Source organism: Paenibacillus sp. LT-B23, assembly GCF_059417685.1.
The window spans coordinates 132878-150128 of sequence record NZ_JBSQBM010000013.1; the positions used below are offsets into that span (position 1 = coordinate 132878).

11 protein-coding genes and 1 tRNA gene are annotated in these 17251 nt (G+C 47.2%); 10 read left to right on the forward strand and 2 right to left on the reverse strand.

The window, feature by feature from the left end; genetic code table 11:
• The first annotated feature begins 17 nt into the window (after positions 1–17).
• Positions 18–3251, forward strand: a complete 3234-nt coding sequence (locus tag ACWXW9_RS17565; protein WP_494930443.1) for a cellobiose phosphorylase — start codon at positions 18–20, stop codon at positions 3249–3251.
• 115 nt (positions 3252–3366) lie between these two features.
• Here the strand turns inward: ACWXW9_RS17565 and ACWXW9_RS17570 are convergent, their stop codons facing one another.
• Together ACWXW9_RS17570 and ACWXW9_RS17575 are read right to left on the reverse strand one after the other, a co-directional pair.
• Positions 3367–4125, reverse strand: coding sequence for an exodeoxyribonuclease III (locus tag ACWXW9_RS17570; RefSeq protein ID WP_494930444.1), 759 nt, complete (start codon positions 4123–4125; stop codon positions 3367–3369).
• Positions 4126–4347: 222 nt separating this feature from the next.
• Positions 4348–4421: transfer RNA gene (locus tag ACWXW9_RS17575), tRNA-Arg, on the reverse strand.
• 234 nt (positions 4422–4655) lie between these two features.
• Here ACWXW9_RS17575 and ACWXW9_RS17580 point away from each other — a divergent pair.
• From ACWXW9_RS17580 to hemA, 9 genes are all read left to right on the forward strand, one after another.
• On the forward strand, positions 4656–5591 hold the full coding sequence (locus ACWXW9_RS17580; RefSeq protein ID WP_192512862.1) for a hypothetical protein: 936 nt from the start codon (positions 4656–4658) through the stop codon (positions 5589–5591).
• 142 nt (positions 5592–5733) lie between these two features.
• Entirely contained in the window at positions 5734–7047 is a 1314-nt protein-coding gene (gene tig / locus ACWXW9_RS17585; RefSeq protein ID WP_494930445.1) for a trigger factor, read from the forward strand.
• Between the two features lie 412 nt (positions 7048–7459).
• Positions 7460–8050 carry an ATP-dependent Clp endopeptidase proteolytic subunit ClpP gene (gene clpP, locus ACWXW9_RS17590; RefSeq protein ID WP_354451547.1) on the forward strand — a complete coding sequence of 197 codons (591 nt, stop codon included), beginning with the start codon at positions 7460–7462 and terminating at the stop codon, positions 8048–8050.
• Positions 8051–8062: 12 nt separating this feature from the next.
• The gene (gene clpX, locus ACWXW9_RS17595; RefSeq protein ID WP_025684004.1) at positions 8063–9319 is read left to right on the forward strand and encodes an ATP-dependent protease ATP-binding subunit ClpX; all 1257 of its coding nucleotides are present in this window, start codon (positions 8063–8065) and stop codon (positions 9317–9319) included.
• Between the two features lie 110 nt (positions 9320–9429).
• A complete protein-coding gene (gene ispG / locus ACWXW9_RS17600; protein ID WP_494930446.1) occupies positions 9430–10548 on the forward strand; it encodes a flavodoxin-dependent (E)-4-hydroxy-3-methylbut-2-enyl-diphosphate synthase in 1119 nt (372 codons plus the stop codon).
• A gap of 228 nt (positions 10549–10776) precedes the next feature.
• Positions 10777–12504, forward strand: a complete 1728-nt coding sequence (lonB, locus tag ACWXW9_RS17605; protein WP_283653014.1) for an ATP-dependent protease LonB — start codon at positions 10777–10779, stop codon at positions 12502–12504.
• A gap of 111 nt (positions 12505–12615) precedes the next feature.
• Complete coding sequence (gene lon / locus ACWXW9_RS17610) at positions 12616–14952, forward strand: endopeptidase La (RefSeq protein WP_494930447.1); 2337 nt, start codon at positions 12616–12618, stop codon at positions 14950–14952.
• Positions 14953–14970: 18 nt separating this feature from the next.
• Positions 14971–15585: a ribosome biogenesis GTP-binding protein YihA/YsxC gene (gene yihA, locus ACWXW9_RS17615; protein ID WP_494930448.1), complete on the forward strand. Its 615-nt coding sequence runs from the start codon at positions 14971–14973 to the stop codon at positions 15583–15585.
• A 263-nt stretch (positions 15586–15848) separates the two neighbouring features.
• On the forward strand, positions 15849–17243 hold the full coding sequence (gene hemA, locus ACWXW9_RS17620) for a glutamyl-tRNA reductase (protein WP_494930449.1): 1395 nt from the start codon (positions 15849–15851) through the stop codon (positions 17241–17243).
• Positions 17244–17251 lie beyond the last annotated feature (8 nt).

The following is a 17251-nucleotide window of genomic DNA, read 5'->3' on the forward strand; positions in this document are numbered from 1 at the left end:
CAGAAAAGGGGTATACGATGCAAAAGTATTATTTTGACGATCAGGGGCGTTTTGTGATTGAAAATTATGCGCAAGCCAAGCCCTTTTCCAGTTTTTTACCTGGTATTGCCGGTGTTCAGGGGATTCCGATGTGGGCCTATTATGTTAACCGTGGGCAAGGAATCGCAAGCTTTGGTGTGGAAGATAAAAACGGAGCCATTATGGAGTTTTTTCCAGCCAACCGCAGCTACAGTCTTGTGCCGATACACGGTTTCCGAACGTTTTTAAAGGTGAAAAGGCAGGGAGAGTGGGACTATATCGAACCTTTCTCGGCTTTGCGTCCATTGGAACGTGAACGGCAAAAAATGTTGATTTCTCGTCACATGCTGGAGATTCACAGCATAGACCCGGACACGGGGCTGGAGATACGAGTGCAATATTTCACAATTCCCAATGAAAGCCACGCTGCAATGGCGCGAAAGGTGGAGATCGTCAATCATTCCGAACAGGAGCTTGAACTTGAGGTACTGGACGGTATGCCTGCCGTATTGCCTTTCGGCATTGACAATGCGGCGTATAAGGAGCTTGGACATACTCTGAAAAGCTGGATGGACGTATATAATCTGGAGCACCGTATTCCTTATTATAAGGTGCGTGGAAGTACAGCGGATACAAGTGAGGTTCATCAAATTGAAGCGGGCCATTTTATGTATAGCTTTGTGGAACAGGAGGGTGAGACAAGGCTATTGAGTCCGATTGTTGACCCGTCTATTATATTTGGTGAAAATACGTCCCTGACTTTCCCTGTTCACTTTATCCATACCTCTGTGGAAGAACTGGTTTCACAGCATCCTGTAACGACGAACAAAGTGCCATGCGGATTTAACGGGTATACAGCTCGGTTGGCGGCAGGTACAGCCGTAAACCACTGCACCGTCATCGGACATGTGAAAGCTATTCAAACTTTAAATGAACGTATTAGGGAAATTGCAACCATGCCGTATATCAAGCAGAAGGCCAAGGAAGCCGCAGCACTTACCGAGGGATTGACGGACCCTATGGCAACGCAGACGTCGATTCCGTTGTTTGACGAATACTGTCGCCAGAACTATCTGGACAACCTGCTGCGCGGTGGTTATCCCCTGTTGCTCGACAATGGCAAGGAACATCCCTTTGTGTATCATGTATTTTCACGCAAGCATGGGGACCTGGAAAGAGACTATAATTTCTTTAAGCTCCAGGCGGGATACTATTCTCAGGGGAATGGCAACTTTCGCGATGCCAACCAGAACCGGAGAAATGATGTTTGGTTTAATCCCGGTGTGGGAGATTTCAATATACGAATGTTCATGTGCCTGATTCAGCCGGACGGTTATAATCCTCTTGTTGTTAAGGGATGCAGCTTTCAAGTGCGGGAAGTCGAACCGTTGCTGGAACAGGTAGAGGCTATCGATCATCCTTCCATGCGTACATTCTTCCAATCGTCATACACGCCGGGAGAGCTGATTCATCATATTATTCACTGTAATATAGGGCTTAAGCAAAGCATGGAGACGTTTATGATCGAAGCTCTCAAGCATTCGCAGCAATCCTATGAGGCTGATTTTGGTGAAGGCTACTGGATCGACCACTGGACTTATAACATGGATTTGATCGAAAGCTACCTAAATATTTTTCCGGACAAGTTGGAGGAACTGTTGCTCACCACCAGGGAGTATATGTATTATGACAGTCCAGCATGGGTCCAGCCGCGGCGAAATAAATATGTGCAGATGTCTGATGGGCGCATTCGCCAGCACGGGGCAGTTATAGAAAGCAAGGAGAAGGAAGCACAGCTTCGCGCAAGGGAGCGCGATGTCCATTGGGTGCGAACCAGATTGGGAAGCGGCGAGATTTACAAGTCCAATTTATATGAAAAGCTTCTGTCCTTGGTTGCTATTAAGCTGTCCACGCTCGACCCGGAGGGCTTGGGAATTGAGATGGAAGCGGGCAAGCCGGGGTGGAATGATTCCATGAACGGACTCCCGGGGCTGTTTGCTTCCGGTTTCAGTGAACTGTGTGAATTACAGCGGGTCGTCCGATTTTTAATTGGCGCACAGGAGAAGCTTTCGGGAGATTCTGTGTTGCGAGTGCCACAAGAGGTCGCTGAGTTGATCGGGCAACTCCAATCCGCAGTTGAGGAGTACAATCTCGACTCTGATGAGACTGGGGCTGGAAATGTACGTAAGGATTATCAGTTCTGGTCACGGATTTCAGATGCCCGAGAGGCATACCGAGAGGCGGTTCGTTTTGGCTTTGAAGGAACAGAAACGCTATTATCGCTTAACAGTGTAGTGGTCTTTTTACATCAAGCTGAACGCAAGCTTCAACAGGGGATGGACAGGGCTCTGCTTATAGGAAAGGGGATATACCCAACCTTCTTTTTTTATGAAGCCAGAGAGTTTGAAGTACAGGACGATAAGAACGGGAGCAAGCTCGTAGATATACATTCCTTTGAACGCAAGGATATACCTTATTTTCTGGAAGGACCGACTCGGGCTATGAAGGTTATCGGTGACATTGCAGACGGAAGGAAGCTGTACCAACGAATCAGACATAGCGAGCTTTATGACGGGAAGCTGGGTATGTACAAGGTAAATGAAAGTCTGACGGGGCAGCCGTTTGAACTCGGTCGTTCCAGAGCCTTTACGCCGGGTTGGCTGGAAAATGAATCCATATTTATGCATATGGAATATAAATATTTATTGGAGTGCTTAAGGTCGGGACTTTACTCTGAATTTTTCGCTGATATGAAAAAGGCGATGCCCCCTTTTATGGACCCTGAGATCTATGGAAGAAATACGTTGGAGAATAGTTCATTTATTTCTAGTAGCGCTAATCCGGACGCGAGTTTGCATGGAACGGGATATATTGCGAGACTGAGTGAATCTACAGCAGAATTTATTCATATGTGGATATGGATGATGACGGGCGGGAAACCGTTTGGCTATGATCATAGGGGCCTTTCCTTGAAGCTGGAGCCTAAGCTACCGGGCTGGCTGTTTACAGATGCGGGTGAGTTGTCTTTCTGCTTTCTCGGAAGCTGTCAGGTGACTTATGTCAACGTGGAGCGCAAGGATACCTATTCGCCGGACAGCGAGGTGGCCAAGTATTTACTGTATTACGCCAGCGGAGAGAGAAAGACCATAAACAGATCAGTGTTGGAACAACAAGAGGCACAGGACGTGAGAAATGGGTTGGTTTCGCGTATTGAGGTGTACCTAGGGCTGTAGCTCTTATTTGCACTTTGTTTTGTGATCATAAAAGTGGCCGCCATTGCTGTAATATCAGCTTGGCGGCCTATTCCAATTCCATAAGCCTCCGGTATTGAAGCTGGAGTGATTACGCTCAAATATCCTGCAATTCTAGTATAACGGGACAGTGATCGCTGCCTGTAATATGGCAATCAATCTTCGCATCTGACAACAACGGGCGAAGTCTGTCCGAGACGAGAAAGTAGTCGATTCGCCAGCCGATATTCCGTTCTCTCACCTTCGGCATGTAGGACCACCAGGAATAAACATCCGTTCGGTCGGGATAAAAGTGTCTAAAAGTATCTATAAACCCAGCGCTCAGCAACTGCGACATTCTGTCACGTTCCTCAGGCGTAAATCCGGCATTTCCGTGGTTGGCTTTCGCATTTTTCAGGTCAATTTCCTGATGAGCCACGTTCAAATCGCCGCAAACAATGACAGGCTTCAACGTATCCAGCTGTTGCAGATAGCTGCGGAATCGGTCTTCCCATTCCAGTCTGTAAGGCAGTCTGGACAAATCCCGTTTGGTATTCGGTGTGTACACATTGACCAGATAGAACTTTTCAAATTCCAGAGTAATGGTTCTACCTTCCGGCTCTTCATTTTCCTCCAGGCCATAATGTACGGAAAGCGGTTTGATTTTGGTGAAAATAGCGGTGCCAGAATATCCTTTTTTCTCGGCATAATTCCAATACTGCGTGTATTCGTCCATGTTCTCCATGACAATTTGTCCCTCTTGAAGCTTGGTTTCCTGCACGCAAAATATATCGGCATCTGTTTCTTTTACATAGGTATAAAATCCTTTGGTCACACAAGCTCTTAAACCATTGACATTCCAAGATATGATTTTCATTTATTAATTCTCCCTTGCCGTACCAAACATGTAAGCATACTGCTTTATTTCTGTGGCACTTCGTCAGTTCATGCTCGTCGGAAAATATTTAACATTAGATGATAGCATTCTCAGCGTTTTTTTGAATGGATACGAACTTTTCTACATTAGAATAGAATATATTTTTTTGTGCGAGGGTTGTGAAACGAAAAAAAGCTCCCTTACGGAAGCTTCTCACGATAACGTCCCAGGAGGGATTCGAACCCCCGACCGACGGCTTAGAAGGCCGTTGCTCTATCCAGCTGAGCTACTGGGACATAAAATTCAAGCGAAGATTAATATATCACATGGATAAAAAAGATTCAAGCTTTATTTCGCATATATCCGGTATTCAGGCTTTCTTTAGCATAAAAATCAAAGTAGCTATCGTTTTTTTTGCCTCATAAAAGGGTATGTTAGAATACAGGTGAATATGTGGAAGACGAGAGGTTGGACTTCGGCCGCTGTTTCTCATATAATCTACAAATACTTTAGCTTGCAGTGGAGAGGGGGTGCCTTTAATAAAGGACTCCAAGGTGACGACAAAAGAAAATAATATTGTTTTGTTTCCGAAGACACTGGATTACTATCAAATTCAACTCACTGTAATGCTTGAAAACGAACGTTACGGAGAGGCGATGGCGATGCTGCGTTTTTTGATGCAATGTCAGGGACAGGAACAGAAGCAATACGAAGAGTGGGATGCCCTTTTACAATGGCTGGAAGCCGCATTTCCACAATATGCCGACAGAGGGGCGGAAACGGACGCTGCGGAAGAAGATGAGGTCAGTGAAGCAGAGCTGGCCCGCCGAAATGCGCGCTTCAAGCAGGAGCAGGATGCAGGCTACGGCAACAAGTTACTACGTATGGCTATGGATGAACCGTTGTCGGAACAGACGATTTTAGCGCTGGAACAACTGTCTTATCTGGATCTGCCGGAAATCGACGATGCGCTGCTTAACTGGATTAAGGAACGGGAAATCCACCCTCTGCTTCAATTCCGTGTTTTGCAGACACTACGACGACGCGGAATGGAAGGGACGATCGAAATCAGCCGGGGAGATGAGAAGGCAGAAATAGAGATTGAGTCTATTCCGTTGCGGCCGGATGAATTTCCTGAACCGATTATGCGTATTCTGGAGCGGGTGGCCGATCAGACTGAAGTGCATGAGCCTACGCTGTTCTATTTTGCGCAGGAGCTATGGTCGCAGTTTGTGATGGCTGTGTACGGTACGAAAGATTACAGGTCAATGTTGGTGGAGGAGGACGGGATGCCGGATATTTGGGCGGCAGCACTCCATCAGACGGTATCGGAGAGTCTGAGCGGCAACAAGGATGAGGAAGAAACCCGTGCTATATATGGCATTACCGATGCGTTGCGCTTCCGTTTTGAGCAGGTATATCGGTCAATGCGTCTATTCGTAGCGGCGGGAATGAACACTCCATAACGGCCGGAAACGGTTACTTGTGAAGCATTCAAGGGGCTGCCCTTGAAAAAGATAGTAATGTTAGATATACTATAGTGGTTATTTTGTGTGCGTTGATCGTATGAAAACTAAGTGAAGATTTTGTTGGAGGGGAAAGCATAAAATGAAAGCAACTTGGGAGAAAATAGAGAAGAACCTTGGGGTTCTTGAAGTTGAGGTTGACGCGGATCGTGTAGCCGCTGCACTCGACAAAGCTTTTAATAAAGTGGCTAAACAAGTAAGTGTACCAGGATTCCGTAAAGGTAAAGTACCACGTCCTATTTTTGAAAAGCGTTATGGTATTGAAAGCTTGTATCAGGATGCAATTGACTTCCTGCTGCCAGAAGCCTACAGCCAAGCTGTAGAAAAAACGGATATTTTCCCGGTAGACAGCCCTGACGTTGAAATTGATCAATTCGCTAAAGGCGAATCTTTCAAATTCAAAGCCAAGGTTACTGTTAAGCCTGAAGTGACTTTGGGTGAGTACAAAGGTGTAGAAGTGCCTGTAAGCAAACTCGAAGTAACTGACGAAGAGCTGGCTCAAGAGCTGGAGCGTTTGCAACAACGTCATGCCGAGCTGGTTGTCGTTGATGAAGATGCTGCACAATCCGGCGATACGGCTATTATCGACTTTGACGGTTCCGTGGATGGCGTTCCATTCGAAGGCGGACAAGCTGAGAAGTATTCTCTGGAGCTAGGCTCCAATACGTTCATTCCTGGCTTTGAAGAGCAAGTGATCGGTTTGCACACAGGCGATTCCAAGGACGTTGAAGTAACGTTCCCTGAGAACTACCATTCGGCTGATCTCGCTGGCAAACAAGCAGTCTTCAAAGTGAAAGTTCATGAACTGAAACGCAAAGTTCTTCCTGAGCTGGATGATGAATTTGCTAAAGACGTAAGCGAATTTGACACACTGGCTGAATTCAAGGAAGACTTGAAAAAGCAACTGCTGGAGCGTAAGGAAAACGAAGCTAAAGCTGCCCGTGAGGGTGCGGTAGTGGAGAAAGTTGCTGAGAACGCAACAATCGACATTCCTGAAGCCATGATCAAAAGTGAAGTGCAAAACATGGTTCGCGATTTCGACAACCGTCTGCGCAGCCAAGGCATGAATCTTGAAATGTTCCTCGGATTCTCCGGCCAAAGCCAGGAAGATCTGGAAGCGCAAATGAAAGTGGATGCTGAGAAGCGTGTACGCAACAACCTCGTGCTGGAGCATGTGGCAAAAGCGGAAAACATCGAAGTTTCCGAAGCGGAAATTGATGAAGAGCTGAAAAACATGGCTGAAGCTTACAAACGTTCGGTTGAAGAAATTCGTGGTATTCTGGAAGGTAACGGCTCGTTCGCAAACCTGAAAGAAGAAATTTCACTGCGCAAAACGATCGCTTTGTTGTTGGAAAACAGCAAAGAAGTTGAAGCGCCAGCTGAAGCTGCCGAGTAATTCAAACGATAAAATATACGGGGTATGCTGAACAGGCTGCAACGTAGCAATTAGATAGGGATAAGGCACGTAGTGAAAGTTACGTGCCTTATTTTTACCTTGGGCAATCCATATTTTAGTCGTTTATGGAAAATGATGTGAGTTGCGCTTTATTGTTGTACATAAGTCACTGCTGTACATTTGCACATACATACGAAACATGGTTAAATATGAGAAGGTCTCGGCTAAGTACGTTGTATAACAGCCCCGCACTGCATATATGAGCGGATGCAAATATGACACGAGACTCTGAACATGTTAAAATATTTTGTAAGGTGTTCCCGTTTCATGCTTGCTGCTTCCGTTTTAATGGGACTTAAGGAAGTGGATGAATACTGGTGTTCATTTTAATAAAGAAAAGAGGTTGGTCGTGATGAGTCTCGTCCCTATGGTTGTGGAACAAACGAATCGAGGAGAACGATCTTACGATATTTACTCGCGGTTGCTTAAGGATCGCATCATTTTCCTGAGTGGCCCGATTGATGACGATGTCGCCAATCTCGTCATTGCACAGCTATTGTTCCTTTCTGCGGAAGATCCGGAGAAGGACATTAATTTGTACATTAACTCGCCGGGCGGTTCTGTAACTGCCGGCATGGGTATATATGATACAATGCAATTCATTAAGCCGGATGTATCGACAATCTGTGTAGGCATGGCTGCAAGTATGGGCTCTTTGCTGCTCACAGCAGGTGCTCCAGGCAAGAGATATGCGCTTACCAACAGCGAAGTCATGATCCATCAGCCGTTAGGTGGCATTCAGGGGCAAGCCTCCGATATGCTGATCCATGCGGACTGGATTATCAAAACGCGTGCCAAGCTGAATCAAATCTATGTAGAGCGTACGGGTCAGCCCCTCGAAAAAATCGAACGTGATACTGACCGGGATTTCTTCATGGAAGCGGAAGAGGCAAAAGCATACGGTATCATTGACCAGGTGCTGTCTAGACCGATTAATCTGTAAAGGGGTGGCTCTATGTTTAAATTTAATGATGAAAAAGGACAACTGAAATGTTCCTTCTGCGGTAAATCTCAGGATCAGGTTCGCAAGCTAGTTGCCGGACCAGGCGTATATATATGTGACGAATGCATTGAGTTGTGCACGGAAATCGTGGAAGAGGAACTGGGTCATGAGGAAGAAGTAGATCTGAAAGACATTCCGAAGCCAATGCAAATCCGTGACATTCTCGATCAATATGTAATTGGTCAGGATCAAGCGAAAAAATCATTGTCCGTAGCGGTGTATAACCATTACAAACGTATTAATACGCAAAACAAAATTGATGATGTGGAACTGCAAAAAAGTAACATTTTGATGCTTGGACCTACAGGTTCAGGTAAAACGTTGCTTGCGCAAACCATGGCTAAAATTTTGAACGTTCCTTTTGCCATCGCAGATGCTACTTCCCTTACGGAAGCGGGTTATGTGGGCGAAGACGTTGAAAACATTTTGCTGAAATTGATTCAAGCTGCCGATTATGATGTGGAAAAAGCTGAACGTGGCATTATCTACATCGACGAAATTGATAAAGTAGCCCGCAAATCCGAAAACCCATCCATTACACGTGATGTATCGGGTGAAGGTGTACAGCAGGCATTGCTTAAAATTTTGGAAGGCACGGTTGCTTCTGTACCTCCACAAGGTGGTCGTAAGCATCCTCATCAAGAGTTCATTCAAATTGATACCACGAACATCCTGTTCATTTGCGGCGGTGCCTTTGACGGTCTGGAGCAAATGATCAAACGTCGTGTTGGCAAGAAAGTCATCGGTTTTAATGCGACTACAGATCAAAAGGATTTGAAACCGGGTGAATATACTTCTATGGTATTGCCTGAGGATCTTTTGAAATTCGGTCTGATTCCGGAGTTTGTAGGACGTTTGCCGGTTATTTCTACGCTGGAGCCGCTTGATGAGAACACATTGGTTCGTATTTTGTCTGAGCCGAAAAATGCGTTAGTCAAGCAGTATCAGAAGATGCTTGAACTGGATAATGTTACTTTGGAGTTTAAGCAAGATGCTCTGGAAGCCATTGCCCGTGAAGCCATCAAGCGTAACACGGGTGCCCGTGGTCTTCGTGCGATCATTGAGGGCATTATGCTGGATGTGATGTATGAGGTTCCTTCCCGTGATGATATCACGACTTGCGTCATCAATGAGCAAGTTGTAAAAGATAAAATCGCACCGGAACTCGGTGGTACAGATAAGGATAAAAAACAAGAAGAGAGCGCCTAAGGATTGATACTTCGCGATCTCTAAAACATGAGAAGCCGGATCTCCACTTCACTAAACCCATATGAGGTTTTATGGGGTGGAGGTTTGGTGTTAATGGGAGAGAAAAGTACATGTTCTTAAGACAAGACACACGTCCCGTTAAAGTCGGGAATCTGACGATTGGCGGCAGCAATGAAGTCATCATCCAAAGCATGTGTACGACCAAAACAGCAGATGTGGAAGCTACCGTCGCTGAAATTCTCCGTTTGGAAGAGGCGGGTTGCCAACTTGTACGGGTCACTGTCAACAATGAGGAAGCAGCCGCAGCCATTAAGGAAATCAAAAAACAGATCCATATTCCGCTCGTAGCGGATATTCACTTTAACCACAAGCTGGCTCTGCTGGCGATTGAAAACGGAATTGACAAGGTTCGTATCAATCCCGGCAACATTGGTCGTCGTGAAAAAGTGGAAGCTGTCGTTGAGGCATGCAAGGAAAAGGGAATTCCGATTCGGATTGGTGTGAATGCCGGGTCGTTGGAACAGCATTTGCTGGATAAGTACGGCTATCCTACGCCGGAAGCGATGGTAGAAAGTGCACTGTATCATATCGGTATACTGGAAGAGCTTGATTTTCACGATATTATCGTGTCGCTGAAAGCCTCTGATGTGCCTATGGCGATTGCTGCTTATACGAAGGCAGCCGAAATCATCAAATATCCGCTACACCTGGGTATTACCGAAGCGGGTACCCTCTTTACCGGAACCGTTAAGAGTGCAGCGGGAATGGGTGCCTTGCTGGCAGCGGGCATTGGCTCGACCATGCGTATTTCGCTGAGTGCCGATCCAGTGGAAGAAGTGAAGGTTGCGCGGGAACTGCTCAAAACCTTTGGGCTGATCACGAATGCTGCGACTTTGATTTCCTGTCCGACTTGTGGACGTCTGGATATTGATCTGTTCTCAATTGCCAACGAAGTCGAAGATTATATTGCAAAACTCAAGGTGCCGATTAAAGTGTCGGTACTGGGTTGCGCGGTGAACGGCCCGGGGGAAGCCAAGGAAGCCGATATCGGTATTGCCGGAGCGCGAGGGGAAGGACTTCTGTTCCGTTACGGAAAAATGATTCGCAAAGTTCCTGAGGCTGACATGGTTGACGAATTGAAAAAAGAAATTGACATCATCGTCAAGGCGTATGAAGAGACGGGTAAAATTCCGGGTCGCGAGGAACGTCATACAGCCGAGAAGGTATAGGCAAAATCGATTCCCATAAAGAGGCATAATCATATTCTATTGCCATCATTTAAACGCCGTGGAGGGCAGCTCTGCTACAGAACTGTTCTTCGCGGTGTTTTTTTATTTTCTCTCTGATCTTTTGGAAGACTGCCGTTTAGCTATTGGGGAAAAGGAAATACTGTTTTTCATAGACGGCATTTTAGCAGCATTTTTCAAAATGCTGAGATGAGAAACGGAGGAAATACGATGGACTTTACTATGATTTTGTTGTTGGTGCAAATGTTTTTTGGGATTGTCATCGGTCTGTATTTCTGGAACCTTTTGCGGAGCCAAAAGACGAACCGCAGCGCAGTGGACCGGGAATCCCGCAAGGAACTGGATAAGCTGCGCAAACTGCGCTCCATTTCATTAACCAAACCGCTGGCTGAACGCACTCGTCCTGCCACATTACAGGATATTGTCGGTCAGAAGGACGGATTGCGAGCGCTCAAAGCAGCGTTATGCAGTGCGAATCCACAGCATGTTATTATTTATGGCCCACCAGGAGTGGGCAAGACGGCTGCTGCGCGCGTGGTGCTGGAAGAGGCCAAGAAAAACCTGTCCTCCCCGTTCAAGGGAGACGCCAAATTCACGGAGATTGATGCGACGACTGCCCGTTTTGACGAGCGGGGTATTGCAGACCCGTTGATTGGTTCGGTGCATGATCCGATTTATCAGGGTGCTGGAGCGATGGGGGTGGCGGGTATTCCGCAGCCCAAGCCCGGAGCTGTAACGAAGGCACATGGTGGCATGCTGTTCATTGATGAAATTGGCGAGCTGCACCCTACACAGATGAATAAGCTGTTGAAAGTATTGGAGGATCGTAAAGTATTTTTGGAGAGCGCATACTACAACTCGGAGGATTCGAATACTCCTGCTTATATCCATGATATTTTTCAAAATGGTTTGCCTGCCGATTTCCGTTTGGTAGGTGCGACGACCCGTTCGCCGCATGAGCTGCCGCCTGCCATTCGTTCCCGGTGCATGGAAATTTATTTCCGTGCTCTCCAGCCGCAGGAAATTGCTCGTATTGCTGAGGATGCCGTCCACAAGCTGGGCTTTGGTCCTTGCCCGGAGGCGGTTGAAGTTGTACAGCGTTACGCCACAAATGGCCGGGAGGCCGTCAATATGATTCAGCTTGCTGCTGGATTGGCACTTACGGAGAAACGGGAACGTCTAAACGCCTCGGATGTGGAATGGGTAGCAGGCAGCAGCCAAATTCAACCGCGTCCTGACCGGAAAATACCGGGTCTTCCACAAATCGGATTTGTTAACGGTTTGGCCGTATATGGCCCGAATATGGGTATGCTGCTGGAGATTGAGGTTACAGCAGTTCCGGTTCCTGCGGGAAAGGGAACCTATAATATTACGGGTGTAGTTGATGAGGAAGAGATTGGCGGTGGCTCCCGTACGCTACGGCGTAAAAGTATGGCCAAAGGCTCTGTGGAAAATGTGTTGACCGTTTTGCGTACACTCGGTTTATCGCCGTCGAATTACGATTTGCATATTAATTTCCCCGGAGGAACACCAGTAGATGGCCCGTCGGCAGGTATTGCGATGGCAACAGCTATTGCTTCCGCAATGCGGGGAATTCCGGTGGATCACGAAATTGCGATGACCGGAGAGGTTAGCATTCACGGGCGTGTTAAACCGATTGGCGGCGTATTAGCCAAGGTTGAGGCTGCTTTTCAGGCAGGAGCTAAAAAGGTGATCATTCCGCAGGACAACTGGCAGTCTCTTTTTGACAGCATTGAAGGCTTGAAAGTCATTCCGGTGCAGTCGGTTACGGAAGTATTCCGGCACGTATTTGGAGAGGAATTGACGTCAGATTTACCTGTACACACGCCAATTGAGACTTTTCGCCCATCCCAATCTTCCCTGTTGCAGGCCGATGGGACGCATAACGGGACGATATCGGACACAGGATCTTGCTAATGAACTACCCTTTCATTGGTTTTTTCATAAAACATTTGATAAAATATGAAAGATAACAACGTGAAGGATTGTAAAATCCGGAACCTGAGAATCACTGGAGGTGCGAAAGCGATGGGACCCAACAAGACAAAAGGTCGTCGTTTTCCTTTGCTGCCTTTAAGAGGACTTCTGGTCTACCCGAGCATGGTTCTGCATCTCGATGTGGGCCGGGAAAAATCGGTCAAGGCTTTGGAAAAAGCGATGGTTGAAGATAATTTGATTCTCCTGTGTTCTCAATCAGAAGTGAATATTGAAGAACCCGCACAAGAGGATATTTTTCGAGTCGGCACGGTAGCCAAAGTACGCCAGATGCTCAAGCTTCCCAACGGAACGATTCGGGTGCTGGTGGAAGGGCTGGAACGTGCCGAGATTATTCAATATACGGACAATGAGGAATATTACGAGGTACTGGCGAAGGAGCTGCATGAGGCAGAAAACGTGCATCCCGAGACGGATGCGCTCATGCGCACTGTTTTGACCCAGTTCGAGCATTATATCAACTTGTCCAAAAAGGTAACCCCCGAAACTCTCGCTGCGGTATCCGACATTGAGGAGCCCGGACGGCTGGCTGACGTGATTACAAGCCATCTGACGCTCAAAATTAAGGAAAAGCAGGATATTCTGGAGACGATCGACGTAACTCAACGTCTGGAGAAGCTTCTGGATATTTTGAATAACGAGCGTGAGGTACTGGAGCTGGAACGTAAAATTAACCAGCGCGTGAAGAAACAGATGGAGAAAACGCAGAAGGAGTATTACCTGCGTGAGCAAATGAAGGCGATCCAGAAAGAGCTTGGCGAGAAGGAAGGTCGCGCAGGAGAAGTAGAAGAGCTGCGCAATCAGTTAAGTGAGCTGGAGCTGCCCGCTCCTGTGAAGGAGAAGGTCGAGAAGGAAATCGACCGTCTGGAGAAGATGCCTGCAAGCTCTGCCGAGGGCGGGGTTATCCGTAATTACGTCGATTGGCTGTTAAGTCTGCCATGGAACAAATTTACGGATGATGACCTGGATATCGTCAAGGCTGAAGAGGTACTGAATGATGACCACTATGGACTGGATAAGCCAAAGGAACGGGTGCTGGAGTATCTGGCTGTACGCAAGCTGGTGAAGACCATTAAGGGGCCAATTCTGTGTCTCGTAGGTCCACCGGGGGTGGGCAAGACCTCATTGGCTCGTTCCATCGCGAAGTCCATGGGGAAAGAATTTGTCCGCATCTCGCTTGGGGGCGTGCGGGATGAAGCGGAAATTCGTGGTCATCGCCGGACTTATGTAGGCGCGATGCCAGGTCGCATCATTCAGGGAATGAAGACGGCTGGAACGTCTAATCCAGTCTTTTTGCTAGATGAGATTGATAAAATGGCTTCGGATTTTCGTGGTGATCCTTCGGCGGCACTGCTGGAGGTGCTTGATCCCGAACAGAACAATACGTTCAGTGACCATTTTGTCGAGCTGCCTTTTGACTTGTCCAATGTGATGTTCGTGACGACAGCCAATGCCGCGCATAATATTCCGCGTCCGCTGATGGACCGGATGGAGACATTGTACATTCCGGGTTACACTGAGCTGGAGAAGCTCGAAATCGCCAATCGTTATCTACTGCCCAAGCAGAAGAGAGAGCACGGCTTGGAAGAGGAGCAACTGGACATCGGGGAGGATACGCTGCTGCATGTTATCCGTGAATATACCCGTGAATCCGGGGTGCGGAATCTCGAACAGCAAATGGCTTCTCTGTGCCGAAAGGCTGCGAAGTCGGTGGTATCCGGTGGAGAAGGCCCGATTCAAATTACACCGGACAATCTGAAAGATTATTTAGGCGTCGCCAAATTCCGTTACGGTGTAGCGGAACTGGAAGACCAGATTGGTACGGTTACAGGCTTGGCGTGGACAGAGGTTGGCGGTGAAACGCTGATGATTGAAGTGACGGTCGTACCCGGTAGCGGTAAGCTGATTCTTACAGGTAAGCTGGGAGACGTTATGAAGGAATCCGCGCAGGCCGCATTTAGCTACACTCGCTCCAAAGCGGTTGAGTTGGGCATTGATACGGACTTTTATGAGAAAAATGATATTCATATCCACATTCCGGAGGGAGCGATTCCTAAGGATGGACCATCGGCGGGAATTACCATTGCTACAGCGTTGATTTCAGCTCTGACCAACCGTCATGTATCCAAGGATGTGGCTATGACGGGGGAAATTACTCTGCGTGGCCGCGTGCTGCCGATTGGTGGATTAAAAGAGAAGTCGCTGGCAGCCCACCGGGCAGGCTATAAAAAAATTCTGCTTCCCAAGGATAATGAACGGGATTTAAAGGATATTCCCGACAGTATCAGGCAGGATGTTGAATTTGTTCCCGTTGCCCATATGGATCAGGTGCTAAAGCATGCTTTGGTTGAGCAGGCAAGGGTACATTAGAGAGGAATTAAGGACACGATGAAAGTAACAAAAGCAGAATTTATTATTAGCGCGGTTGGCCCCGATCAGTTCCCTGTGGACGCTTTGCCGGAGATTGCTCTGGCAGGGCGTTCCAATGTAGGGAAGTCGTCACTGATTAATCGGTTGATTAGTCGTAAAAACTTGGCGCGCACCAGCTCTACGCCGGGGAAAACACAGCAACTCAATTATTACCGGATTAATGATGATCTCTATTTCGTCGATTTTCCGGGTTATGGCTACGCAAAGGTATCGAAAACGTCTCGCAAAGCCTGGGGACAAATGATTGAGTCGTATTTGCTGGAACGGGAGCCGCTCAAGCTGGTGCTTCAAATGGTCGATTTGCGCCATCCGCCGTCCAAGGATGATATTATGATGCATGACTGGCTGCGCCATCATGGGCTTCCGGTATGCGTTGTAGGCACGAAGGCAGATAAAATCCCAAAAACACGGCGAGAAAAGCATTATAAAGTAATCAAGCAGGAACTCGGAATACTTCCAGGGGGGTTGTTTATCCCCTTTTCATCTGAAGAAGGCATGGGTAAGGACGAGCTATGGTCAGTCATCTCCAGCTATATTGAGAATGACGAAGACGAGGAACAAACGGAAATCTAAGAAGAAGGACGTCCATGGAGGGCGCTCTATCGGAAAAGATATATGTGAAGAATAACCATGGATGTATTCCATGGTTATTTGTTTTAAGACTGGTTCAAACTATATCAAACGATAGAGAACATTTTGGATGTTCGAGCTTGCCATCCAATTTTCATAAACAATTCATAAAACAGCCGGAGGAGATTTGGACTTCTGTGATATAATTAACATAGTTTATGATAACAGTGGTTATTCTTATTACAGTTTAGGCAGGTGAACTTGCAATGCACATCGTCGTTGTTGGGTTGAATTATCGTACGGCGCCTGTGGAAGTCAGAGAGCGTTTTACATTTGCAGAACAAGATTTGCCAAAAGCGCTGGAACAACTCAAACTCACCAAAAGTGTGTTGGAGGGCGTAATTGTCGCAACCTGCAATCGGACTGAAATATATGTCGTGGTGGACCGCCTTCACATGTGCGGTTATTTTATACGCAGTTTTATGGAGCAATGGTTCGGCATTTCTCGCGATCAATTTACACAGCATTTATATATATATGAGGACGAGCAGGCCATCCGGCATTTGTTCCGTGTGACTTGTGGTTTGGATTCTATGGTAATCGGGGAAACACAAATTTTGGGACAGGTGAAGAACGCTTTTCTTCAGGCTCAATCCCAGAAAATTACGGCAACGTGGTTTAATATGCTGTTTAAGCAGGCCGTCACATTGGGCAAGCGTGCCCATTCGGAGACGTCCATTGGAGAAAGCGCCGTATCCGTCAGCTATGCAGCAGTTGAACTGGGCAAACGAATTTTCGGGATGTTTACCGATAAAAAAGTGCTGATTCTCGGCGCGGGTAAAATGAGTGAGCTTACCGTTAAGCATTTGTACAGCGGGGGAGCAGCCGAGGTCATTGTGGCGAACAGGACTTTATCCAGAGCGGAAGATTTGGCTTCCAAGTTTCACGGAACGCCGGTCACGATGGAGGAAGGTATGAATCGGCTGGCGGATGTGGACATTGTCATTAGCTCCACAGGTGCACAAGGATATATTCTGGATCGCGACCGGGTTGAAGCCAGTATGAAACGTCGTCGGTCCCGTCCTTTATTTATGATTGATATTGCGGTTCCACGTGATTTGGACCCGGCTATTGGTGAATTGCAGAATGTTTTTCTCTACGATATTGATGATCTGGAAGGCATCGTGGAGAGCAATTTGGAAATGCGCCGTACTGAGGCTGTCAAAATTGAGCATATGATCGAAGGAGAACTTGGCGAGTTTTATCAATGGTTAAAAACGATGGGAGTGCGTCCGGTGATTCGTGCTTTACAGGAAAAAGCAGAGTCCGTGCATCAGGATACGCTGGAAAGCTTGTTCAACAAGCTTCCCGAGTTGGATGAACGACAGCGCAAAGTGATTAGCCGCTTGACGAAGAGCATGCTGAACCAGATGATGCATGATCCGATCAATTCGGTGAAGGAACTGGCTGTCCAAAAGCAGGGGAATGAGGCGCTTGAACTGTTTAGCCACATTTTTGCTCTCGAGGATCGTTTGGATGACGCCGCTCAGAAAGTAGATAAAAGCGATGCATCCGCGTTAATGAAACCGGAGACCGGTATTCATGAAAAATCTGGTCAGGCCCAAGCCTCGCCAGCGTCGTTTGCGCCGGCTGGCCTGTAAAGGCGGGT